Genomic DNA, 22,811 nt, shown 5'->3' with positions numbered 1-22,811 from the left:
TCCAGCCTAGCAGTCAGACCAAAGCCCGAGGAACGGCAGCCCATTTCTGCCGTTCCTCTCGACAATTCCGGAAAGCGGACAAAGCCATGGACCAGGTTAATTATAGGCCGATGAACATCTTCCCGAACGAGCAAAAAGAAACTGACACGTTCATCGACCTCGACAAGCTGTGGTCGGCAGCCATGCGTCGGCTTGGCGTGATCATCATCTGCGTGGTCGCCATGGTCGCGCTTGCGGCAGCCTATCTGTTTACCGCGCAGCCGAAATACACGGCCGCGACGCAGATTTTGGTGGACGACAACCTGTCCCGCTATGCGGAAGAGGAAACCGAAGGCCAGACCGCGCAGCAGATCGACAACCGCATGTCCAGTTCGGTCGAGATCCTGAAATCCAAGGCGCTGGCGCTCAGCGTCGTCGACAAGGGCAAGTTTGCGGAAAACGATCTGATCGTCGATCCGCCCAAATCGCCGGTCGATCTTGCCAAGGACATGGTGAAAAGCGTTGTCTCGCTGGTGTCATCAGGCGGCCCGTTGCCGAGCGAAGACCAGGTGCGCGCCGGGCGCCGTGAAAAGGCTGCCGCCATCCTTCAGCAGTCGATCACCGTCGAGCGCGTCGGACGCAGCTCGGTCATCTCGCTCTCCGTCCGCTCGCCAGACCCGGTTCTTTCCGCCCAGCTTGCCAAGACCTATGCCAGTTCCTTCCTCACGGAAGAGCTTAACGCCAATTTCGACGCGACCGAGCGCGCTTCCGTATGGCTCCAGGAGCGTTTGAACGACCTCAATATCCGGGCACAGCAGGCATCGCTGACGGTCGAGCAGTATAAGCGCGACAACGGCCTCGTATCGCCACGCGGCGAGCTGATGTCCGCCCAGCAGCTGTCTGATCTCAATACCCAGCTGATCTCGGCGCAGGCCGAAGTAGCCAGCGCCCAGGCCCGCTACAACCAGTACAAGGTGATCATCGACAAGGGCTCGGAAGCAGCCGTCGAAAACGCCGTCGTTGCCAACCGCGATACCGACAACACGGTGCTGCAGAACCTTCGCCAGCGCTACACGACGGTCAACGATCGTGAAAAGGGCGTGGTCGAGCAGTTCGGCGCCGATCACCCGCAGGCAGTAGCGCTCCGCTCTGAAAAGCAGGACCTGGCGCAACAGATCCTGCGCGAGTTGCAGCAGCTGACCGGTTCGTTCCGCAACGAGCTGGATGTCGCAAGCTCGCGCGAGCAGTCGTTGCGCGCCAGCATCGAAAGCGTCGCCGGCCGCAACCAGGATGCCAATGTCTCCATGGTGCAGTTGCAGGAGCTGCAGCAGCGTGCCGATGCGCTGAAGACGCTCTACCAGTCCTATCTGCAGCGGTTCGAACAGGCGTCGCAGCTGCAGTCGCTGCCGATCGCCAAGGCCCGCGTCATCTCGGAAGCCGGCGTGCCGATCTCGCCGTCCAGCCCGCGCAAGACGCTCACCATGGCTCTGTCCGTCGTGCTTGGACTGCTGCTCGGCGGCGCACTTGCAGCGCTTCTGGAATTTCGCGAGCGCTTCTTCCGCACCGGCGCCGACGTGCAGGACAAGCTCGGTGTCCGCTTTCTCGGTTACCTCCCGAAGATCGGCAGCGCCCAGACCGACGACAACGGCTCCGACAAGCCGGCCGATGCGATCGACGGCCAGATCCTGCCGGAGGGTGATCCGATCGCGCTTCGCCGCAAGATGCGTGTCGCCGTCGAAGCACCGCGCTCGCAGTTTGCCGAAACGCTGCGCAATGCCAAGCTTGCCGCCGATATCGTGCTGCAGGGTCGCAAATGCTCTGTCATCGGCGTCGTCTCCTGCCTTCCCGGCGAAGGCAAGTCGATGGTTGCGGCAAACCTTGCCGGCCTGATCTCGTCCAACGGCGTTCGCACGCTGGTCATCGATGGCGATCTGCGCAATCCGGGTCTTTCCAAGATGCTGGCGAGCGAACCGGATGTCGGCCTGATCGACGTCGTGCTGCAGAAGGTTCCGTGGACGGCTGCCGCCCGCGTCGACCGCCGCTCGCGCCTGACGATCCTGCCGATGACCACCCGCAGCCGCCAGCTTGCCCATACATCGGAGCTTCTCGCCTCGACCGGCATGAGCCAGTTCCTCGAAAGCATCAAGGACACGTTTGACGTCATCATCGTCGACCTGGCACCGCTGATCCCTGTTATCGATGCGAAGGCCTTCGAGCCCTATGTCGACGGCTTCATCTTCGTCACCGAATGGGGTGTCACGCCGGTCAAGGCCGTGCAGAGCGTGCTTCAGTCGGAACCGCAGATTGCCGCAAAGACGATCGGCGTCATTCTCAACAAGACCGAGATGGGCGAGCTGCGCAAATATGCCGATCCGGGCGCGCCAGAGCGCCTGCATTCAAGCTATTCATCCTATTACAAGGATGCCATTCCCGGCGTGCCGCGCTAAGTTGCGGCACGTTCCGAAAGACTGATCGAAGGCCGCCGCTCCCTGAGGAACCGGCGGCCTTTCACGTTTCAGTGGTTGCCGTGTGCCTTTAGCGCCAATGCGTGCTTCCGTGCGGGAACAAAATTCCCTACCATGTCCCCAGTCCGATGATCCGCGAGGCCGAATTTCATGAGCACTCTCAACCGTTTCTCCGTTCACCCGCTGGCATCCATGACGCGATTGCTCGCCGACGTCGCGTCGGCACGGCGCGAGCCTGATCTGGTCATCCGGGATGCACGGATGCTGTCGACCTATTCGGAGCGCATCCTGCCCGGGCGGGAAATCTGGCTCTCCGGCGGCCGTATCGCCGCGGTAAAGCCCACCGGTTCCTACAAGGGAACATCGGCCAAGATTTACGACGCAAAGGGCGGCATTCTCGCGCCTGGCCTCGTCGATCCGCATATCCATATCGAATCCTCGATGGTGACGGCCTGCGCCTATGCGGAGGCTGCCCTTCTCAATGGCACCACCACGATCTTCTGCGACAGCCACGAGATCGGCAATGTCATGGATGTCGCCGGTGTCGAGGCGATGCTGGAAGACGCGCGCATGGCGCCGCTGTCGATCTTCCTGACGGTGCCGAGCACCGTTCCCGCCACCTCGCCGGAACTGGAAACCGCCGGTGGCGACCTGACGCCGGACAAGATCGCGGCGCTGTTCGACAAATGGCCGGAAGCGGTGGCGCTCGGCGAAAAGATGGATTTCGTGCCCGTCGCGATGGGCGACGAACGCAGCCATGCGATCCTCGCTGCTGCTCTCTCGCGCGGCCGGCCCGTGTCTGGCCATGTCTATGGCCGTGAATTCGTCGCGGCCTATGCCGCCTCCGGCGTGACCGACACCCATGAGGCGATCGACCGCGATATTGCCGACGATCTGCTGGAGGCCGGCGTTTGGCTGTTCCTGCGCGGCGGCCCGCCCACCACGCCCTGGCATTCGCTGCCGCAGGCGATCAAGACCATCACCGAGCTTGGCGCCTCGCACAAGCGCGTCGCCGTCTGCACCGACGACCGCGACGCCGAGGATCTGCTCGCATTCGGCATGGACTGGGTGACCCGCGAGGCGGTCAAATACGGCATGACGCCGGAACAGGCCTGGGCGATGGGCTCGCTGCATGGCGCCACCCGCTTCGGCATGGAAAACGAGATCGGCGGTCTTGGCGGCGGACGGCGTGCCGATCTGGTGCTCCTCTCCGATAACCTGGAGCCGATCAGCACCTGGTATGGCGGCGAACTGGTCGTGGACCAGAAGAAGATCACGCCTGTTCTGAATGAGGCATTGTCCAAACCCTATCGCTATCCGGAAGCCGCCTATCATACGGTCAAGCTGCCGAAGAACCTCAAGCTGACGCCTGAACTGCCGACCGAGACCGTCATTGCGCACACGATCAAGACGGAGCTGCCCGGCATCACGCTCGGCCATGTCACCGTCACGCTGGAGCCGGCCAACGACTGGCAGACCCAGTTCGATCGCCACGGCCTTTGCTTCGTCACGGTCGTGGAACGTCACGGCAAGTCGCCGGGCAATGTCGCTCACGGTCTGCTCAACGGCTTCGGCCTGAAGAAGGGCGCCGTCGCCTCGTCGGTCGGGCATGACAGCCACAATATCATTGTCGCCGGCACCAATGAACGCGACATGCAGGTGGCGCTCGATGCCATCGAAGCGGTCCAGGGCGGCGTCTGCGTGGTGATGGATGGCAAGGTGACCGCCATGGTGCCGCTGCCGATCGCCGGGCTTTTGTCCGACAAGCGCGTCCACGAGGTCGCCGACGAGGTGAAGGCGTTGAAGCTCGAATGGGAAAAGGCCGAATGCACGATCGCCTATATGGGCTTCAACCTCATTCCGCTGTCGGTCATTCCGGATATCCGCATTACCGACAAAGGCCTCGTGCTGGTGCCGGAAATGCAGATCCAGACCCTGTTCGAACCGGCATGAGAGCTTGAGCATGACATCTGAAAACACCGATCTTGCCCGCGTTCTTGCCCATATCGATGCCAACAGCGACAGTTTTGTCGAACGGGTGATGGACTATGTGAAGCACAAGTCGATCAGCGCCTCCAACGAGGGGATCACGGAAGCTGCCGATATCCTCGTCGGCATCCTCGACGGTCTCGGCATGCAGGCCCAGGCGATCACCACCCGCAACCACCCGATGGTGATCGGCCGGATGGAGAACCAGCCCGGCAAGCCGACCGTGCTGCTCTACGGCCATTACGACGTGCAGCCGCCCGAGCCGCTGGACCTCTGGAAAAGCCCGCCCTTCGAGCCCGAGATCCGCGACGGCCGCATCTACGCGCGCGGCATTGGCGACAACAAGGGCCAGCATTTCGCCCAGTTGCTGGCGATTGAATCCTATCTCAAGGTGGTTGGCGAACTGCCCTGCAATGTGATCTTCCTGCTCGAAGGCGAGGAGGAGATCGGCAGTCCCCATATGGCGCAATTCGTCGCCGAACATGCCGACAAGCTCAATGCCGATCTCATCGTGACCTCGGATGGCTCGCTGCATGACAGCGGCCGCCCGGTCGTCACGTTTGGCGTGCGCGGCGTCGCCTCGTTCGAGCTGCGCGCAAAGACCGCCAACCGCGATGCCCATTCCGGCAATTTCGGCGGCGTCATGCCGAATGCGATCTGGAAGCTCGTGCATCTTCTCGCCACGATGAAGAACGATCGCGGCGAGATCACCATAGATGGTATCTACGATCCCGTCGTGCCGCCGACCGATCTCGAACTGCAGGCGATGGCAGCGCTGCCGCTCGATGTAGACAAGATCAAGGCCGAACTCGGAATGACCGCGATCGACGAGCCGCTGGATCGTCCCTATTACGAGCGGCTGATGTTCCAGCCGACGCTCACCATCAACGGTCTGCATGGCGGCTATGGCGGGCCGGGGCAAAAGACGGTTCTTCCAAGCGAAGCCTATGCCAAATGCGATATCCGCCTCGTCGAGAGCCTGACACCGGACTATGTGTTCGAAAAGGTCCGGGCGCATGTGGAAAGATACGCGCCCGATGTGGAGTTCGTGCCGCAAAACTCGATGCTGCCGTCGAAGACCCCGATGGACAGCCCGTTCGCATCCGTGATCCGCGAGGCGATCGTCGCTGCCCGCGGCGTCGAGCCACTTCTCTACCCAAGCCTCGGCGGCAGCCTCCCGGACTACGTCTTCACCAAAATCCTCGGCAAGCCTGCTTTCGTCGTGCCCTATGCCAATGCCGACCAGGCCAACCACGCCCCGAACGAAAACCTCAAGCTCGACCTCTTCCACGCCGGCATCCGCACCGGTGCTGCGCTGCTGGCGAAGCTGGGGTGAGATGAAGGGGTGAATGGTAGGGCAGGGATGGTGGAGTGGGGCGCCGAGGCGCTATAATTTACCATAATAAGGGTCAATCAGAAAATTGACCCTAATCCGGTTCAAAGCTCAGGCTGTCCGGCCCCACTGCAACGCTGCAGTTTACATTGCCGCGCTGGCCGCCTAGGCAGGGTGCCACATCAGGAACGGGTAGGTTACGGGTCATGTTGATCAAGCAGAGCGACTATCACCGCATTTATCGGGTCATCAACAGCCTGCTCGTAAACGAGAACGCCAACACCGCCGTTGCCGGGATGTATTTCAGCACGTTCGGGGCGTTCATCCTGCGCCAGCATTATGGTGTGACTGCCACGCCGAAAAGCGGGCTGGCCGCCTACAATCTCGGCGGCACCCGCATCCTCTTCGCAGACCAGCGCGAAGACGGGTATGTCACGGGTGCTGGCGAGAATTTTCATTGCTGGGTGGAGGCCGACGGCTGGGCGATCGATTTCATGGCGCCGGCGTTTTCGCAGAGCGCGTCCGAGCTTCGGGTGCCCTCTAAGATGTTCCAGAGGCCTCTTTCGGCCATGGCTTCAGCATCAACGATCTCGAGCAATCCGGCGATTTCTTCTATCAGTCGGAGCCGCAAGCAAGCGCAAGGCGCTTCGCGGATTGGCACAAGCACGCGATGATCGGTGATCTCGCCTCGGTTGCCGCAAACTGGTTCCGGAAGTCGCCTAAGCAGATGCCGAAGTCACTGTCCATCGCGAGCGAGCCGGGAAAGAGCGTACCGTTGCTGGGGAATGCGCTTTCGGGCGCCTGGTGATGGCGGAGGCTTGCGGGCCGGGACAGGTTCGCCGATAGCGGCCAGCTCCGCTACGGGGGCGTTAGAGGGCGGGATGCTGTCGCACCCCGCCGCACGTGATGTCAGCCCTTCTTCAGCGCCGCATAGGCCACGGCCATCTTGGCGGCGAGGCGGGCGTTGTTTCGGACCAGCTCGATATTGGCTTTCAGGCTTTCGCCCTTCGACAGCTCGTTGATGCGGGCGAGCAGGAACGGGGTCAGTTCCTTGCGGCCGATGCCGCGCTCATCTGCTTCGCGCACCGCATCGGCAATCGTGCCGTCGATGAAGTCAGGGGTCAGGGCGGCTTCTTCCGGGATCGGGTTGGCGATCAGGAGGCCAGTGCCGGTGCCGAGCTGGTGGTGGAAATGCATGGCGCTTGCAATCTCTTCTGCCGTATCCAGCCGGTGATCGGCCTTGTAGCCGCTCTGGCGGGTGAAGAAGGCCGGGAAGTCCTCGGTGCCGTAGGCAATGACCGGCACGCGCTGGGTTTCCAGATATTCGAGCGTCTTTGCGATATCGAGGATCGATTTCACGCCGGCGCAGACGACGGCTGTCCTGGTGCGGCCAAGCTCGGTCAGGTCGGCTGAGATGTCAAATGTCTGTTCAGCACCGCGATGCACGCCGCCGACGCCGCCGGTTGCGAAGATCTCGATGCCGGCGAGGTCTGCCAGAAGCATCGTTGCGGACACTGTCGTACCCGCTGTCTGGCCGCGCACCATGGCAACGGCGAGATCGCGGCCGGAGGCCTTTACCACGCCCTTGGCCTGAGCCAGATTTTCCAGCTCGTCCCGTTCCAGACCGACGCGGAGTTCACCGTCGATGACGGCGATGGTGGCAGGCACGGCACCGTTTTCACGCACGACTGCCTCGACTGACAGCGCCGTTTCCAGATTGGCCGGGTAGGGCATGCCATGGGTGATGATGGTCGATTCGAGCGCCACGATGGCGCCGCCCTTCGCGAGAGCGTCTGCAACTTCCTGGCTGAGTTTCGGCTTCAGCAAAGACATGGGATTTCCTTTCTGGAAGCAGTTCCGGCAAAGCCATGCAGCGGTTTTGCGTCTGGACCTGCGTTGGGATTAAACACTGGAAGCACTCGCGTGCTTCAGGACAAACGATGCATATGGGCCTGCAAAAAGGCCTCGGAGAGTTCGGGGTGGACGCTTGCAGCGCTTTCGGTGGTGAGCGTCGCAACCAGCGCGCCGATGCGGGCAGCGGTGTGGATGTCGTCGCCGGCGATCACCCGGTGCAGGGTTCCGGCAATCATCGCGTCACCGGCGCCTGTCATGTCGATCGCCTTGGCTTCGACTGCTTCGAAACTGGCTGATGCGTCGATGCCGGCAACGGCAATGCCGGCTGCCCCCATCGTCACCACCGCCTCGCGGGCGCCGGCTGCCTGCAGGCCACGTGCTGCCTTCAGCGCGTCGTCGATCGTCTCGCGGGCCGAGAGGCCGAGAATGGCGTTCGCCTCGTCGATATTCATGAACAAGAGGTCGATACCGGAAAGGTCCTTCGGCAGGCGCATGGCCTTGACGGTGGAGACCGCATCGATCGCCAGCCGGAAGCGTGCGTCGCGCCTGCGCGTGATCAGCGCTGCCAGCGTCTCGGCGGGCGGGTTACAGTCGGAGAACACGAAGCTTGCCGACGCCAGATGCGGCCAGACGCGGTCGAGATGTTCGGGTCGCAGCAGATCGAATATGCCCATGTCAGCGATACCGAGCGAAAGATCGCCGCGCGGATCGAGGATGGCCGCATATTCGGCGGTCGGTCGCTCGGTGCTGATGATCATCTGGCTGACGTCGATGCCGCGCTCGCGCATATAGGTCATCAGCGTGCGGCCGCCCTCGTCGTCGCCGACGATCGAGATGAAACCGGTTTGCGTGCCGAGACGGGCGAGGTTTTCGGCGACATTGCGGGCGACGCCACCCATCGAGCGGGTGCTGTCGACCGGGTTCGACGTACCCGGCACGATCTCCTGCTTCGCGTGATATTTCCGGTCGAGAACGGCACCGCCGAGACAGATCGCGCGTGACGGCTGCGGCATCACATAGCCGCGGCCGAGGACATGCCCCTTCTGCATCAGCTGCACGATATGCGCTGCCACCGTGGAGCGGGCGAGCCCCAGCATCTCGGCAATCTCCTGCTGTCCGGCAAAGGGATTGTCCCTGATAATGCCGAGAACGGCGGCTTCCTGGCTGGTCAGATCGTCCATCGTGGCTTCCCGTGAAGGATCACGGTGTATAAACAACTGTTCCTCTCGTCAACAGTTGTTTTAGATCGCGCTTCACGCCGTCAGCTTCGAACCCGCAGGCCGTCCATCAAAAGCATGATCAGGCGATTGCCGCTGGCGCGCCATTCGGGGGAGTCGGGAATGGAATAGATGCTCGACATGGCGTGCATCAGATCCGCCTGGCCGATATCGCTGCGGATGAGATTTGCCTCGCGGCCGTTTACGAGAAGCCGGTCGAGCGCCTGCCGTATCGTCCCGAACCCCTCCGCAAACAGTGTCGTGTTGGAGCTGGCGATGATTTTCAGGCTGTTGGCCATGCCGCGCTTGGTCGCCATATAGCCGACGAAGCGCAGCATCCAGAGCTCCAGTGCCTTGTCGGCCGGATGGTTGGCGGCAAGTTCGTCCGCCGCTGCCGCTAGAGCCGTCAGTTCGCGGCGATAGACGAGTTCCACCAGATGTTCGCGGGTCGGGAAATGCCGATACAGCGTGCCGATGCCGACGCCGGCCTGGCGGGCAATCTCTTCCAGCGAGGTCTCGACGCCCTTTTCCGCAAATGCCTGCGCTGCCACCTCGACCAGCTTGTCGCGGTTGCGGCGAGCGTCCGCGCGAAGTTTCGGAGCCGGGGTCTGTGCATTTTTCGGCGTGGCCAAAGCCCGAAATCCTGTTCCAGTGGTTAGGCTCTCTGACGTCGTAATTCTGGTTCGGGGCATCCTGACATGGATGTTTTCGAAATCCAGCCTTGACTGATCTCAGCGAGCGGCTAGTTTAAACGGAGTTGCCTCCGTTTGAGGCGGCGCATATGTCTTTTCAGATCAGAAGGCGGCCGGATGTCATGTCGAAAGATGTCGCTCCGCCTTATCGACCGCGATCGGCGGCGCGCGTTTAGACGATATCAGGGACCCATGCCCTCGCCAGACGGCCGGTCCAGCCTAATTCTTTGAAATTCTCTTCGTGAAGATTGCAGGAGCCTGTCATGACACGAACCATTCACCTCAACCTCGATATCAACGGCAAGGGTTACGACCTCGATGTCGAGCCGCGCGTGACGCTGCTCGATGCGCTGCGCGACCATCTTGTTCTCACCGGCACCAAAAAGGGTTGCGACCAGGGCCAGTGCGGCGCCTGCACCTGCCATGTGGATGGCCGACGGGTGTTATCCTGTCTCACCCTGGCGGCCCAGGTCGAAGGCCGCCAGGTAGAAACGATCGAAGGACTGTCCGCTGCCGACGGAACCCTGCATGCGGTTCAGGCTGCATTCCTGGAGCAGGACGCTTTTCAGTGCGGCTATTGCACGCCGGGCCAGATCATGTCGGCAGTCGCCTGCATCCGTGAGGGCCATGCGGGATCGGATGCGGAAATCCGCGAATATATGTCCGGCAATCTCTGTCGCTGCGGCGCCTATAACAGCATCGTCGCTGCGGTGCGCCAGGCGGCGCAGGCCGTCGTTCCTGCAACGAAGGAGATGGCCGATGCGTGATTTTTCCTATCTTCGTGCAGCCACCCTCGATGAAGCCCGCCAGGCGGTGCTGCAGGCAGGGGCTTCCATTCTGGCCGGCGGCACGACCCTGATCGATCTTGCCAAATGCGGCGTCGCCGAACCGGAAACGGTCGTCGATATCTCCCATCTCAAAGGTCTCTCCGGCATCGAGGTCACACCCCAGTCCGTCACCATCGGCGCGCTTTCGCGCATGTCGGATGTGGCCGATCATTCCGGCATCCAGGCGGAAATGCCGGCTGTCTCGGAATCGCTCCTGCTGGCGGCGTCGGCGCAGCTGCGCAACATGGCGACGATCGGCGGTAACGTGATGCAGCGCACGCGCTGTCCGTATTTCCGCGATCCCGGCACGTTTCCGGCCTGCAACAAGCGCAATCCCGGCTCCGGCTGTTCGGCACTTGGCGGCATCACCCGCAACCATGCGGTTCTCGGCACCAGCGAGCACTGTATCGCCTCCAATCCGGGCGATCTGGCTGTGGCGCTGGTCGCATTCGATGCGGTCGTCGATCTAGGGTCCCGCACGGTTCCGTTTGATGAGTTCTTCCTCCTGCCCGGCGATACCCCGGACAGGGAAACAGTGCTTCAGCCCGGCGAGATGATCGTCGGCCTGTCGATCCCGAAAAGCGCTGCCGCGAAAAACTCCACCTATCTGAAGGTCCGCGATCGCCAGTCCTACGAGTTTGCAGCCGCAAGCGCGGCCGTCGGTCTGGAACTGGAAGACGATGGTCGCACGGTGAAGGATATCCGCGTTGGGCTCGGCGGCGTTGCCACCAAGCCATGGCGGGCGCGCGCCGTCGAACAGGCGCTGATCGGCAAAGTGCTCGACGATGCCACCATCAAGACGGCAAGCCTGCTTGCCATGGAGGGCGCCGTTGCCCAGGGCGACAATCAATACAAGATCGATCTTGTGCCGCGGGTCGTTGCCCGGGCGATCGAGACGGTCTCGACGGACAAATCTGGAGGTCTCGCATGACTATTATGCCCCCCCGCAAACACGGCGATGCCTCAGACGGCATGGTCGGCGGACGTCTGACCCGGTTCGAAGGCAGCCTCAAGCTCACAGGTGCTGCCACCTATGCGCTGGAATACCCGATCGACAACCTTGCCCACGCGGCCCTCGTGCAGAGCACGATCGCTGCGGGCCGCGTCGTCAGCGTCGATGCGACCAGAGCGCTCGCCTCGCCCGGCGTCCTGATGGTGCTGACACCGGAAGACGATCTCGGACTGCGCGTGTCCGCCGACTGGCAGGGCAACCGGCCGGAAGACAAGCCCTATCATCCGCTGCCGCGCGAGGTGCAGTTCAACGGCCAGTCGATTGCAGCCGTGATTGCCGAAAGCCGCGAACAGGCGACAGAAGCCGCAAAGCTTGTTGTCGTCACTTATGAAGAAACGTCGCCGGTCATGAGCATCGACGATCCGGCGGCTGGCGAAGGCAAGCTGATGGACAATCTCACCATCGGCTGGGGAGATGCAGAGGCCGCCCTTGCGGCATCGCCGGTCCGGATCGAAAGCGAATACAGCACGCCGCGCGAATACCACTGCGCCATGGAGCCGCACGGGCTGACGGCCAAGTGGGACGGCGACGAGCTGACGATCTGGGAGCCCAGCCAGTGGTCGCATGGCATGGCCCGCATGTATGCCGAATGGTTCGCCATGGACTATGAAAAGGTGCGGATCATCTCGCCCTATATCGGCGGCGGTTTCGGCTCCAAGGGCCAGCCGCTCGCTTATGGCGCGGTGGCGGTTGCGGCGGCGAGAAAGCTTGGCCGACCGGTCCAGCTTGCCGTCACACGGCCGCAGAACTTCACCAGCTATGGCGGTCGTGCGGCAACCCGCCAGACGATTGCGCTCGGCGCCTCCGAAGACGGCGTGCTGCAGGCGATCGTCCATAGCGGCAGGACAGAGACATCAGTCTATATGGATTACCCGGAACAGACGGGGGCAGCGACCCCCATCCTCTACAAGGTGGAAAACTTCTCCTCCCAGTCGCGCGTCGTGCCGGTCAATACCGTTACTCCAGGCGCGCTTCGGGGACCGGGCAAGAACCCCAGCGCTTACGGCATCGAAAGCGCCATGGAAGAGCTTGCCTACAAGCTCGATATGGATCCGCTGGAACTGCGGCTCAAAAACTATGCCGATCACGACTATCAGTCGGGCAAGCCTTGGTCGACGCGGATGCTGCGCGAAGCCTTGACGCAAGGGGCTGCCGCCTTCGGCTGGGAAAAGCGCAGCCATCAGCCCCGCTCGATGCGGGACGGCAAGACGCTGATCGGCTGGGGCATCGGCTGCGGCACGTTCCCGGTCATCCGGGCACCGTCCGAAGCGATGATCCGCGTGCTCGCGAACGGCCGCGTCGAGGTGGTCAGCGGCTCGATCGATATGGGGCAGGGCACTTATACGATCCTTGCCCAGACGGCCGCCGAAGCACTCGGCGTGCCGGTTTCCCAGGTCGATGTGCTGCTGGGTGACAGCCGCATGCCCGGCTCATCGATTGCCGGCGGATCGATGCTGGCGGGATCCATCACCGGTGCCGTGCACAAGGCAGCGATTGCAGCCCGCGACGAGCTGATCGGCCTTGCGCTCAACGAGACCGGCTCGCCGTTCCGCGATACCGGCGCCAACACGCTCTCGCTGGTTGGCGGGCGGATCGAGGCCTCGCGCGGCGGTGGACCTTCGCTGTCGCTGCAGGAGCTGATGCAGGCTCTCGGCCGCGACGCGCTGGAGATCCGTCGCAACACGCTTGCCGAAAACGCGCAGACGCCCGATGATCAGAAACAGGCCTGGACGACCATGGCGAAAGTGCAGGGGCCGACCTCGGGCGACCTCTCCATGCACAGCTGGGCTGCTCATTTCGTCGAAGTCCGCATCGATGAGGATTTCGGGACGATCCGGGTGTCGCGGATGGTCTCTGCCTTCGATTGCGGCCGTCTCTACAATCCGAAGCTGGTGGAAAGCCAGTGGAAGGGCGGCATCATCATGGGCATCGGCCAGGCGCTGCTGGAGGAAGGTGTCGTCGATCCGCGCAACGGCCGCACCATCAACAGCAACATGGCCGACTATCTGGTGCCGACCAATGCCGACATTCCGGATATCGAGGTGATCTCGGTGGGCGTGCCGGATCTCGACGCATCCACGCTCGGCGGCAAAGGGGTAGGCGAAGTCGGCATCGTCGGCGTCGCCCCGGCAATCGCCAACGCCGTCTTCCACGCGACCGGCAAACGCATCCGCGACCTGCCGATCACGCTGGAAAAACTGATGTGATCTTATGGGCTGTCGCCTCTGGCGGCAGCCCTTCTCACACTTTGCGGTATCGGCTGGCTTGAACCCTCGTTTGCGGTGTTACCGCAACCCAAGAGGTCCCCACACCCTTACGTCGCCAGAACTTGTTTTCGGATCACCAACGACCGCATGGATGTAGCTGTGGTTAGGCTTTGCATCCGGAACTCTTGAAGGAAACGTAGTACGTGCAAATAGCATGAGGCGGGCATCTGCCTTGGGATTTCCAGTCGATTTCCTCATGGAAACTGTGGCCATTTTTCCCGCCGCATCTGTCCTGATCAGGACCTCTCCAATTCTTTCGCCAGGACTGCAGCCGACAACGAGAAAGCTCAGTAAGAATAGGGCTATCGGACGCATGAAAATTCCTGGAGCAACGGAATGGTGATCAACTTTCCGTTGCATATTCTTTGAGGCAAAGCAACGGATAGGCCGGCGCCGCTCAATCCTCCGAATACCGTTCCTCGGCCCAAGGGTCACCGCGCATGTGGTAGCCGTTCTTTTCCCAGAAGCCGGCATTGTCGATGCCGAGGAAGTCGATCCGTTTCAGCCATTTCGCGCTTTTCCAGAAGTAGAGATGCGGCACGACGAGGCGCACCGGTCCGCCATGCTCCTCGGTCAGCGGCTTGCCATCCCAGTGGGTGACGATGAGTGCGTCGGCCACGGCGAAATCGGAGAGGAGAACGTTGGTCGTGTAGCCGTCATAGGCGGTCAGCATCACTGCGGTCGCCTTGTCGGTCGGCTCAACGGCATCTAGCAGGTCGCGGGTGGAAACGCCTTTCCAGTCGTTGTCGTAGCGCGACCAAGTCGTCACGCAGTGGATATCGGAGCGCATCTCGGTCTGCGGCAGGGCCTGGAAACTTTCCCAGTTGAAGGTCGTCGGCTTGTTGACGAGGCCGTAGATGTCGAGCTTCCACTGCGCCGGCGAAATGCTGGGCTGCTGGCCGAGATCGAGCACCGGCCAGTTCTTGACCAGATGCTGGCCGGGAGGCAGGCGATCGGTATCGGGCCGCGCATGCCGGCCTGTCAGGAATTTCCCCTCATCGGCCCATTTGCGCTTGGTGCTGGTGAGCTTGGAATCCTGCGGAAGATTGTCGTCCATAAGTGGTTCTCCTTGCCTCCGAGGATAATCTGATAAACAACAAGGGCAATCAATTCCTGACTCCCCCGCCCGAGATTTCGTCGAGACCCCATGCCCGCCACCCATCCGCGCCTGAATGCCCGCTTCAATCCCTTGATCGAACAACTGTCCCTGCCACCGGTTCCAGCCGTCGCGGCCTGGGGTCGTGCCTATGACAAGGCTCTGGGGCCGCTGATCGATCTATCACAGGCGGTCCCCGGCTATCCTGCCCATCCGGACATGCTACGGCTTCTGGGCGAGATGGCGTCGTCCAAGGCCTATACCGGCTACGGCCCGATCGAGGGCGAGACGGTTCTGCGCACCGCCTATGCAAGCCATGTCGCGGAAATCTATGGCGCAGCACTTGGCGAGGCAAACATCCATATCACCTCCGGCTGCAACCAGGCTTTCGTCTGCGCGGCGATGACGGTTGCGGGCCCCGGCAGCACCATCCTGATGACCGAGCCGTTCTACTTCAACCACGAGACGACGCTTGCGATGATGGGCATCGGCACCGCCTTCGTGCCCTGTTCTTCCGAAAACGGGTTCCTGCCGGATCTGGTCTCGCTCGAAGCCGCGATGACGGATGGGGTGAAGGCGCTGGCGCTGGTGTCGCCCAACAATCCGACCGGGGCCATCTATCCTGCGTCGCTGCTCGAGGCGATCTTTAGGCTATGCCAGGACAAAGGCATCTGGCTGATCCTCGACGAGACCTATCGCGATTTCCTGCCGCAAGCCGGAAGCCGTGCCCATGGCCTGTTTTCGCAGTCCGGATGGGAAGAAACGCTGATCAGCCTCTACAGCTTTTCCAAATCCTTCTGCATTCCCGGCCATCGGCTCGGTGCCATCACCGCCGGCGAGGCGGCGATCGGCCAGATCGCCAAGATCATGGACAATCTGCAGATCTGCGCGCCGAGAGCCGCCCAGGCAGCCGTTGCCGAAGCGCTGCCGCTGCTCGTTGCCTGGCGCGAAGAAAACCGCCAGGAAATCGGCCGTCGCGCCGAAGCACTGAAAACCGTCATGCGCAGCGTCTCCGGTTGGAAGCTCGATGCGATCGGCGCCTATTTCGCCTTCGTGCGGCATCCCTTCCCGGGCAGGGGCTCGGCGGAAGTGGCCGAACAGCTTGCCAAACGCGCCGGCATCAGCTGCATCCCCGGCGTCTATTTCGGGCAAGGCCAGGATGGCTATTTGCGGTTTGCCTTCGCCAATGCGGATGTCGAAACCATCGGTCTTCTGGAAGAACGTTTGCGGAACTTTTCGCTGTCGTAACGGCCCGACCGGCTCTATAAGGAACCATGGTTCAACGAGCAGGCAGCGCCGATCTTCCGCTTCATGGTGGCCGGGTTCCCCGGTGGCTGGGCGACCGCATGACCAAGCTCGGTGCCGTCATTACCGAAGCCATCGTCCTGCATTACGGCCGTGACGAATTGCTCAGCCGGTTGGCGCATCCGTTCTGGTTTCAATCCTTCGGGTCGGTGATGGGCATGGACTGGCATTCGTCCGGCATCACCACCAGCGTCATCGGCGCGCTCAAACGCGGGCTGACGCCGATGTCGGGCGAACTCGGCATTCATGTCTGCGGCGGTCGCGGCCGCAATTCGCGGCAGACGCCGGACGAACTGATCGCCATCGGCAACCGCGTCGGCATTGATGGCTTCGCGCTTGCCAAGACCAGCCGGCTCGTCGCCAAGGTCGACAGCGCCGCAGTGCAGGATGGTTTCGACCTCTATCTGCACGGCTTCATCGTCACCGACGATGGCAAATGGGTCGTCGTCCAGCAGGGCATGAACGGTGACCGGAAGCAGGCGCGCCGCTATCACTGGCAGTCGCAGGGCCTGAAAAGCTTCGTGGATTCGCCGCATGCGGCGATCGAGGGCCGCGGCCAGGGCGACATCGTCAACCTCGCCGATCACCGGGCAGAGGCCTCGCGCCACGGCCAGCTCGATCTGCTCGCATCGCTCGGTCCCGACCGCATCGTGCGCGAAGTGATCGCGATCGATCCGGGCCGGCAGCGCAAGAAGGATCTGTCGCAGCCGATGCTGCCGCATCTCATCATGCCCAATCATCACGACGTCCGCGAGGAGGACGTCAACATGAGGCGCCTGCACGGCACGCTTGCGGCTGCTGCAGACCGTGGGCCTAGGGATTTCGAGGATCTGCTTCTGACGCCTGGCGTCGGCGCCCGCACGGTGTCGGCGCTCGCCATGGTCGCCGAAGTCGTGCACGGCGCACCCTGCCGGTTTTCCGATCCGGCGCGTTTTTCGCTCGCCCATGGCGGCAAGGACCGGCATCCGTTCCCGGTGCCGATCCGGGTCTATGACGAGACGATCAGGGTGATGAAATCGGCCGTCGGCAAGGCAAGGCTTGGCCGCGACGAGGAAATGCAGGCACTGCGCCGCCTCGACGACCAAGCCCGCCAGCTCGAAAAATACGTGACCGGCCCCGACCTCAAGGAAATCGTCGCCGGCGAATTTTCCCGCTCGCACGAATGGGGCGGACGCAGTGTGTTCGGCTGGGAGCCGGCGGCGGAAGACGATAAACGGACGGGGTAAGGAAGACATTGCCCTCCGTCGCAGGATGCCGTGGCAGATGGGTATCGGCATGCTATCGAGCCAATTTTGTCCGAATTCTGAAGCGTCAAGACTTTTCTCGCGCTCCATCTATCTCTTAATTTTGCATGAAATTCATCGTTGCAGATGAGGCGGCAAGTCATATCCTAAGGTGCATATCGAACAGCCATCAGGAGTGGCAATTGGATTTGTTCTCGCTAACTGCAGCTATTGTAGCCACCACCGGTCTGATCGCAGCAATCAGCTCGCTTCTGCGGGAGTTGAGAAGCTGGCGCAGGCGCCCTTCGCGGGAGCGGAAATAAGGTGGATGCTAACAATGAACACGAGGATTATCACTGTCCCGAGTGCCATAGCAGAGATGCTGTGAAGAACGGGATGGTGCGGGGCACACAGCGATTTCGTTGTAGGACCTGCCATTTGAATTTTGTTCAGGAGCCAAAGCGTCGATGGCCTCCTTCTTCCAAAATGTTCAATCTGATGATGTCACAAATCGGGGAAGGAATAGAGAGCCCTGGCGATGCCGCGCGGATCGATCGATGGCTATTGGAGGCGAAAGAGCATCATCCTTGGTTCGTGAGGGCTTTGGCCGAGTTTGGCGTATCCAATGCTGGCCGCGAGGGAGAAACCATGGAAACAATTCTTTTGGCAACATGGGAGATGTACTTCATCATCACGACGCGCAACCCGGAGCAGTATTACGACGAATTCGCTCCCGGCCTTTATATTGATATGCTCAAAATCGGAGATAAGGCTTTTCAGGAAGAGCTAATGGCTTGGTTGAAAGAGCATTGAATCAGGAAGTTCAACTGGGAACCATGAAGCCGTAAAGCGCCCGGGAAGAAATCCCCGGGCACCGTTATTCTCAGTGCCGATCCAACGTATCGGCGCTCCGCTTCCTTACGGGATCAGACGGTTTGCGCGCAGATCTTCAAACAGATCGAAGAAGGCATCGTCGGTCGGCTGGTATTCGAGGAAGCCGAGACGGCGGCTTTTCGACATGTCGGTGACGACTTCGATCGGGCGTCCGAGATCGGCATCCGTATGCCACGGCGAGACGAGCCGGCTCATGTCCGGTTCGGCCAGATTGTGGCGTTCGGCAATCTCGCGCCAGATCGCGGCATCCTCGGCCATCTGCTTTTCGAGCGGCTGTACGGTGCCGTCGAAGGTGGCGGGTTCCAGCTCGATCCAGGCGGCAATGCGGCTCCACATCCACTTCCAGCGGAAGACATCGCCGTTGACGACGTTGAATTCGCCGTTGGCTGCACCCGGTGTCGTGGAAGCCCAGAGGAGATGGCGGGCAAGAAGGTTGGCGCTGGTCATGTCGGTCAGACCCTCCCACTGCATCTCGACGCCCGGGAAGCGGAAGGGGCGGCCGGTGTGCTTGCAGATGGCAGCGTAGACGGCAAGGGTCGTGCCCATGTTCATGGCATTGCCGACAGCCTTGCCGACGATCGTGTGCGGGCGATGGACGCTCCAGGTAAAGCCGTCGCGGGCGGCTGCCGCAAACACTTCGTCTTCCTGGGCGTAGTAGAAATTATCGACCTCGAGGCGGCCCTGTTCCTCGCGGAACGGCGTCTGCGGCAGGGCGCCCTTGCCGTAGTTTTCGAATGGGCCGAGGTAATGCTTGAGGCCCGTCACCAGCGCCACGTGCTTCACCGAACCGGCCGGAGACAGCGCGTCGAGGACGTTGCGTACCATCGACGAATTAACGCGGATGTTTTCGGCTTCGGTCGACTGTCGCAGCCAGCTCGAGATGAACACATGCGAGGGATCAAGACCCGCCAGCGCTTTCGAAAGCGAGGCCGGATCGAGAAGATCCGCGGCCACCGGTGTCACGTTAGTCTGCTGCTGCGGTGTGCGCGAAAGGCCGAGAACCTGCCAGCCGTCGTCACCCAGAACCTTTGCTGTTGCGCTGCCGACGATGCCGCTTGCGCCCACGATCAATGCTTTTTTCGTCATAATTGCTCCTGTCGTTCTGACGGTGATCTAGTGTCTTGCGGTAGACTGTGCCAGAAGGCACCCGAATGGGACATAGGCACCCTGACGTAACCAGATGGGAAACAGATCATGCAGCCAGGCTCACCAGACAACGAATGGCGCGAAGACTGCGCACCGCGCCGCGTCCTCGACCTTTTCTCCTCGAAATGGACGAGCATGATCCTGCATGTGCTCGATACGCGGCTGGAGGGCTGTGCGCGGACCGGCGTTCTGCTGCGCAGCCTGCCCGGCATTTCGAAGAAGATGCTGACCCAGACCCTGCGCGACATGGAAGCCTCGGGTCTTGTCATCAGGCGCGTCTATGGCACGGTGCCCCCGGCAGTCGATTATACGCTGACGCCGCTCGGCAAGCGTTTCGTCGAGCTGATCGATCTGCTCTACGGTTGGGGTCGAGACAATGCCGATGCGCTGGACGCGCTCAAAGCGAAGAAGGGCGAGGGAGCCTAGATCAGGGATTGGGCCTCCCAGTTCGGATGGAACGATGGTGGCCGGCCCGTGTTCTCCTTGGGAACAAGGGAGACTTGCTATGTCAGACCACAAAGACGTCGACCCCGCAGCCGATACGGCTTCCAAGGAAGCGACCCGGTTCGGCAGCAGCCAGCCCAAGGTTTCCGAACAGTCAAGGGATAGCATCCACCCGGCCGCCGATGCGGCTGAGGATGTACAGGCTGACCACAAGGTCGAGAAGAGCTTTGGTACCGGCGAGGATGGGTCAGTGCGCAAGACGGATGAGGCAACCGTCGAACTCAATCGCGCCCGCAAGGCGGCTGGAGCCGAAGGCTCCGGCGTCCCGAGCGATCATGAGGCCGACGCCGGCGACATCGGCGGCTGAGACTTCCACCCGCGGTCGCCGCGGGTGAGAGACTACTGGATATGCGGCGGCGCTTCTTCGCGCGCCGCGATCCGGCCGGCGAGTTCGCCGATGCGGCGGATCGCTCCCTCCAGCACATCATCAGGCACCGTCAGCGATATGCGCAGAAAGCCTGCCGCCTGATCGCCGAAGGACGTGCCGGGCATGACTGCCACCTTTTCCTCGCGCAGCAGTTCCCAGGCAAATTCCTCGCCACCGAGGCCTGTTGCCGTCACGTCGAGCAGGATGAACATCCCACCTTCCGGCATCATCGGCTTGACCAGATTGTTGCCCTTCAGCACAGTTTCGACGATCGCGGCGCGCCTGTGATAATTGGCGCGCATCACGTCGGCTGTCGGGAAGTTTTCAGACAGCGCCATGGCGGTCATGTCGGCAATGAAAGGCTGCACGCCGAACAGCATGATTTCAGACACCGGCAGCAGACGTTCGCAAAATTCCTCCGGACCGGCTGCCCAGCCGGATCGGAAACCGGGTGCCGCATGCGACTTGGAGATGGACGAGACCACGATCGTGCGCTCCGCCAGTTCCGCCATGTCAAAGGGTGAGGCAAAGCTGGTGCCGTCGAAGATCAGCTGTTCATAAACCTCGTCGCAGATGATCCAGAGATCGTGCTTGCGGCAGATCTCGCCGATCCTTGCGATTTCGGAGGCTGTCAGAACCGCACCGGTCGGGTTGTGCGGCGTGTTCAGAAGCAGCACGCGTGCTTCAGGCGTCACCGCCCGTTCCAGATCGTCCGGCTGCATGTGGAATTTCTTCTCCGGCCGCAGCGGCACGGGGATCATATGGGCGCCGGTGGAGGCAATCACGCCTTCATAGGTCGCGTAGAGCGGATCGCCGACCAGCACGCCATCGCCAGCGCCAACCAGACCGGTCATGACGCAGTAAAGCGCGCTCTGGGTGCCTGGAAAGCAGAGGAAGTTCTTTTCCGTCACGCTGCTGCGGCGTTTCGAATATTTCGCAACAAGCGCCTTCAGCGTATCCGGCTCGCCTCTTCCGTTGGAATAGCGGGTGCGGCCGGCATACATGGCGCGCGCGGCTTCATCCAGCAGCGCCTTGTCGGGCACGACGTCAGGCTCGCCGATCGTCAGCTCGACCACGTCCTCCCCCTCGGCCTTCATGCGCCTTGCGGTCAGATGCAGCGCCCAGCGGCCTGAACCGAGATGGGCGAGACGGTCGGTGATCGTGGCATAGCGCATGAATAGGCCTCATGTTCGAGGATTAGGATGGGCCGCCTCTAGCAAATACGCCGCGCCGGAGCAAATGGCGCGGCATGGGTGATCGGACTCAATCCTTGTTTCCCGTCCGGTAACGACCGCCCACATGCCGGGCCGGCAATCTCGGTGCACCGAACAGTTTTTCGCGCAGCGTGCCCTCGCGATAGCCGGTTTTGTAGACGCCGCGTTCCTGCAGAATGGGGATCACCAGCTCGATCACGTCGTCGAAACATTCCGGCACCACGGTGCGCGACAGGTTGAAGCCGTCGACATCGGCTTTCTCCATCCACTCCTGGAGACGGTCGGCGATCTGCTCGGCAGAGCCCACCATCGGCATCTGGCGGCTGCCGAGAATCATCTGGTCGAGCAGCTTGCGCTTCGTCCATTGCGGTCCCGCGCTGCGGGTCATCGCCTCGACATTGGAGACGATGGCATCGCTTTTGCCGGTCTGGATCGGTTCGTCGAGATCGTAGCGCGCAAAATCGATACCGAGCGATGCGCTGGCGTGCACAAGTGCCGCCTCTGAACTGGCGTGGCTTCGATAATCCTCGAATTTTTCCCGCGCTTCCTTTTCCGTACGGCCGGTGATGATCGTCGCGCCGACGAAAACCTTCAGGTCTTCCGTCATGCGGCCGCCGCTGATCGCCCGGGCGCGGATGTCGTCGACGAGGTCGCGCACACCCTCCATCTTCTGGCCGTTGACGAAGACGCATTCTGCATGGGTGGCGGCAAAGGCGCGGCCGCGGGTGGAAGAGCCGGCCTGATAGAGAACCGGCGTTCTCTGCGGGGAGGGGGCGGAAAGATGCATCGCGTCCAGCCGGTACTGCCGGCCTTCGTGGCTGATCTTTCGAACCTTGGCCGGATCGGCATAGACTCCGGCGGCGCGATCGAACACGACGGCATCGTCGTCCCAGCTGCCTTCCAGCAGCTTGTAAATCACGTCCATATATTCGTCGGCGAGATCGTAGCGGTCGTCATGCGCCATCTGCGCATCGAGGCCGATCGCCTTGGCCGCGCTGTCGAGATAGCCCGTCACGATATTCCAGCCGATGCGACCACCGGTCAGGTGATCGAGCGTCGACATGCGCCGCGCAAACAGGAAGGGTTGCTCGTAGGTGAGGTTCGCGGTGACCCCGAAGGATAGGTGCTTGGTCACGGCGGCCATCGCCGGCACCAGCAGCATCGGATCATTGACCGGCACCTGCACGGCGCCCCTCAAGGCCGCATCCGGGCTTTCGCCGTAGACGTCGTAGACGCCCACCACGTCGGCCAGGAAAATCCCGTCGAACAGGCCGGCCTCCAGCCGTTTGGCGTAATCCGTCCAGTAGGCAAGCTCGGTGTAACGGTTGGACTGGTCGCGCGGATGCGTCCACAATCCGTGCTGGATATGGCTGACACAGTTCATGTCGAAGGCGTTGAATCGGATTTCGCGCAAAGAGCATTCCCCC

The 22,811-nt window shown here is 61.9% G+C and carries 18 protein-coding genes and 1 pseudogene; 12 read left to right on the top strand and 7 right to left on the bottom strand.

All coding sequences use genetic code 11. The features are described 5' to 3' along the window. The first annotated feature begins 86 nt into the window (after positions 1-86). From J3A65_RS15690 to J3A65_RS15675, 4 genes and pseudogenes are all read left to right on the top strand, one after another. Positions 87-2,426, top strand: a complete 2,340-nt coding sequence (locus tag J3A65_RS15690) for a Wzz/FepE/Etk N-terminal domain-containing protein (protein ID WP_113166844.1) — start codon at positions 87-89, stop codon at positions 2,424-2,426. A gap of 168 nt (positions 2,427-2,594) precedes the next feature. After that, positions 2,595-4,397 carry an adenine deaminase C-terminal domain-containing protein gene (locus J3A65_RS15685; protein ID WP_209902136.1) on the top strand — a complete coding sequence of 601 codons (1,803 nt, stop codon included), beginning with the start codon at positions 2,595-2,597 and terminating at the stop codon, positions 4,395-4,397. Between the two features lie 10 nt (positions 4,398-4,407). Then, positions 4,408-5,769: a M20/M25/M40 family metallo-hydrolase gene (locus tag J3A65_RS15680; RefSeq protein ID WP_209902133.1), complete on the top strand. Its 1,362-nt coding sequence runs from the start codon at positions 4,408-4,410 to the stop codon at positions 5,767-5,769. Between the two features lie 203 nt (positions 5,770-5,972). Then, positions 5,973-6,574: pseudogene (locus J3A65_RS15675) on the top strand (DUF2026 family protein). 101 nt (positions 6,575-6,675) lie between these two features. On the opposite strand, the gene J3A65_RS15670 reads toward J3A65_RS15675, so the two are convergent. The 3 genes from J3A65_RS15670 to J3A65_RS15660 form a co-directional block, all read right to left on the bottom strand. Further along, positions 6,676-7,599 (bottom strand): pseudouridine-5'-phosphate glycosidase, encoded by a 924-nt coding sequence (locus tag J3A65_RS15670; protein WP_209902131.1) that lies wholly within the window; start codon positions 7,597-7,599, stop codon positions 6,676-6,678. Positions 7,600-7,694: 95 nt separating this feature from the next. Beyond that, positions 7,695-8,801, bottom strand: coding sequence for a carbohydrate kinase (locus J3A65_RS15665; RefSeq protein ID WP_209902129.1), 1,107 nt, complete (start codon positions 8,799-8,801; stop codon positions 7,695-7,697). An 80-nt stretch (positions 8,802-8,881) separates the two neighbouring features. Beyond that, positions 8,882-9,469 carry a TetR/AcrR family transcriptional regulator gene (locus J3A65_RS15660; protein ID WP_245341561.1) on the bottom strand — a complete coding sequence of 196 codons (588 nt, stop codon included), beginning with the start codon at positions 9,467-9,469 and terminating at the stop codon, positions 8,882-8,884. Between the two features lie 323 nt (positions 9,470-9,792). On the opposite strand from J3A65_RS15660, the gene J3A65_RS15655 reads away from it, so the two are divergent. From J3A65_RS15655 to J3A65_RS15645, 3 genes are read left to right on the top strand one after another with little or no spacing between them, the layout of a single operon-like run. Next, positions 9,793-10,296, top strand: a complete 504-nt coding sequence (locus tag J3A65_RS15655) for a (2Fe-2S)-binding protein (RefSeq protein ID WP_062581902.1) — start codon at positions 9,793-9,795, stop codon at positions 10,294-10,296. Next, positions 10,289-11,287, top strand: a complete 999-nt coding sequence (locus J3A65_RS15650) for a xanthine dehydrogenase family protein subunit M (protein ID WP_209902125.1) — start codon at positions 10,289-10,291, stop codon at positions 11,285-11,287. The genes J3A65_RS15655 and J3A65_RS15650 overlap by 8 nt, the downstream gene beginning before the upstream one ends. After that, the gene (locus J3A65_RS15645) at positions 11,284-13,575 is read left to right on the top strand and encodes a xanthine dehydrogenase family protein molybdopterin-binding subunit (RefSeq protein WP_209902123.1); all 2,292 of its coding nucleotides are present in this window, start codon (positions 11,284-11,286) and stop codon (positions 13,573-13,575) included. Before J3A65_RS15650 ends, J3A65_RS15645 begins: the two co-directional genes overlap by 4 nt. Before the next feature lie 457 nt (positions 13,576-14,032). Here the strand turns inward: J3A65_RS15645 and J3A65_RS15640 are convergent, their stop codons facing one another. Further along, a complete protein-coding gene (locus J3A65_RS15640; RefSeq protein ID WP_192077746.1) occupies positions 14,033-14,692 on the bottom strand; it encodes a sulfite oxidase-like oxidoreductase in 660 nt (219 codons plus the stop codon). 90 nt (positions 14,693-14,782) lie between these two features. Between J3A65_RS15640 and J3A65_RS15635 the strand changes: the two genes are divergently transcribed. The 3 genes from J3A65_RS15635 to J3A65_RS15625 all read left to right on the top strand — a co-directional run bounded on the left by J3A65_RS15635 (position 14,783) and on the right by J3A65_RS15625 (position 18,072). After that, positions 14,783-15,979 carry an aminotransferase gene (locus tag J3A65_RS15635; RefSeq protein ID WP_209902121.1) on the top strand — a complete coding sequence of 399 codons (1,197 nt, stop codon included), beginning with the start codon at positions 14,783-14,785 and terminating at the stop codon, positions 15,977-15,979. Positions 15,980-16,005: 26 nt separating this feature from the next. Further along, positions 16,006-17,262 carry a DUF763 domain-containing protein gene (locus J3A65_RS15630; RefSeq protein ID WP_209902119.1) on the top strand — a complete coding sequence of 419 codons (1,257 nt, stop codon included), beginning with the start codon at positions 16,006-16,008 and terminating at the stop codon, positions 17,260-17,262. Positions 17,263-17,697: 435 nt separating this feature from the next. Further along, positions 17,698-18,072, top strand: a complete 375-nt coding sequence (locus J3A65_RS15625) for a hypothetical protein (protein WP_209902117.1) — start codon at positions 17,698-17,700, stop codon at positions 18,070-18,072. Positions 18,073-18,177: 105 nt separating this feature from the next. Here J3A65_RS15625 and J3A65_RS15620 read toward each other — a convergent pair whose 3' ends face one another. Then, entirely contained in the window at positions 18,178-19,239 is a 1,062-nt protein-coding gene (locus J3A65_RS15620) for an SDR family oxidoreductase (protein WP_209902115.1), read from the bottom strand. Positions 19,240-19,347: 108 nt separating this feature from the next. Here J3A65_RS15620 and J3A65_RS15615 point away from each other — a divergent pair, with 108 nt between their 5' ends. Next, complete coding sequence (locus J3A65_RS15615; RefSeq protein WP_062581919.1) at positions 19,348-19,725, top strand: helix-turn-helix domain-containing protein; 378 nt, start codon at positions 19,348-19,350, stop codon at positions 19,723-19,725. A 79-nt stretch (positions 19,726-19,804) separates the two neighbouring features. Next, on the top strand, positions 19,805-20,110 hold the full coding sequence (locus J3A65_RS15610; RefSeq protein ID WP_174197051.1) for a hypothetical protein: 306 nt from the start codon (positions 19,805-19,807) through the stop codon (positions 20,108-20,110). Between the two features lie 32 nt (positions 20,111-20,142). Here the strand turns inward: J3A65_RS15610 and J3A65_RS15605 are convergent, their stop codons facing one another. Together J3A65_RS15605 and J3A65_RS15600 are read right to left on the bottom strand one after the other, a co-directional pair. Then, complete coding sequence (locus tag J3A65_RS15605) at positions 20,143-21,345, bottom strand: pyridoxal phosphate-dependent aminotransferase (protein WP_113111846.1); 1,203 nt, start codon at positions 21,343-21,345, stop codon at positions 20,143-20,145. A gap of 88 nt (positions 21,346-21,433) precedes the next feature. Continuing rightward, positions 21,434-22,798, bottom strand: a complete 1,365-nt coding sequence (locus J3A65_RS15600) for an LLM class flavin-dependent oxidoreductase (protein ID WP_209902113.1) — start codon at positions 22,796-22,798, stop codon at positions 21,434-21,436. Between the last annotated feature and the right edge of the window lie 13 nt (positions 22,799-22,811).

This window comes from Rhizobium sp. PvP014 (assembly GCF_017876855.1).
In the GTDB taxonomy this organism is placed as follows: domain Bacteria; phylum Pseudomonadota; class Alphaproteobacteria; order Rhizobiales; family Rhizobiaceae; genus Neorhizobium; species Neorhizobium soli.
The sequence above is the reverse complement of the archived record's forward strand: the minus strand, read 5'-3'. Positions and strand labels throughout refer to the sequence as shown.

What these genes read in the sequence shown, in the direction of transcription:
- J3A65_RS15620 (WP_209902115.1), bottom strand. Translation starts at nt 19,239, where the DNA reads ATGACGAAAAAAGCATTGATCGTGGGCGCAAGCGGCATCGTCGGCAGC.
- J3A65_RS15680 (WP_209902133.1), top strand. Translation starts at nt 4,408, where the DNA reads ATGACATCTGAAAACACCGATCTTGCCCGCGTTCTTGCCCATATCGAT.
- J3A65_RS15670 (WP_209902131.1), bottom strand. Translation starts at nt 7,599, where the DNA reads ATGTCTTTGCTGAAGCCGAAACTCAGCCAGGAAGTTGCAGACGCTCTC.
- J3A65_RS15630 (WP_209902119.1), top strand. Translation starts at nt 16,006, where the DNA reads ATGGTTCAACGAGCAGGCAGCGCCGATCTTCCGCTTCATGGTGGCCGG.
- J3A65_RS15690 (WP_113166844.1), top strand. Translation starts at nt 87, where the DNA reads ATGGACCAGGTTAATTATAGGCCGATGAACATCTTCCCGAACGAGCAA.
- J3A65_RS15615 (WP_062581919.1), top strand. Translation starts at nt 19,348, where the DNA reads ATGCAGCCAGGCTCACCAGACAACGAATGGCGCGAAGACTGCGCACCG.
- J3A65_RS15605 (WP_113111846.1), bottom strand. Translation starts at nt 21,345, where the DNA reads ATGCGCTATGCCACGATCACCGACCGTCTCGCCCATCTCGGTTCAGGC.
- J3A65_RS15640 (WP_192077746.1), bottom strand. Translation starts at nt 14,692, where the DNA reads ATGGACGACAATCTTCCGCAGGATTCCAAGCTCACCAGCACCAAGCGC.
- J3A65_RS15610 (WP_174197051.1), top strand. Translation starts at nt 19,805, where the DNA reads ATGTCAGACCACAAAGACGTCGACCCCGCAGCCGATACGGCTTCCAAG.
- J3A65_RS15645 (WP_209902123.1), top strand. Translation starts at nt 11,284, where the DNA reads ATGACTATTATGCCCCCCCGCAAACACGGCGATGCCTCAGACGGCATG.
- J3A65_RS15685 (WP_209902136.1), top strand. Translation starts at nt 2,595, where the DNA reads ATGAGCACTCTCAACCGTTTCTCCGTTCACCCGCTGGCATCCATGACG.
- J3A65_RS15655 (WP_062581902.1), top strand. Translation starts at nt 9,793, where the DNA reads ATGACACGAACCATTCACCTCAACCTCGATATCAACGGCAAGGGTTAC.
- J3A65_RS15665 (WP_209902129.1), bottom strand. Translation starts at nt 8,801, where the DNA reads ATGGACGATCTGACCAGCCAGGAAGCCGCCGTTCTCGGCATTATCAGG.
- J3A65_RS15650 (WP_209902125.1), top strand. Translation starts at nt 10,289, where the DNA reads ATGCGTGATTTTTCCTATCTTCGTGCAGCCACCCTCGATGAAGCCCGC.
- J3A65_RS15635 (WP_209902121.1), top strand. Translation starts at nt 14,783, where the DNA reads ATGCCCGCCACCCATCCGCGCCTGAATGCCCGCTTCAATCCCTTGATC.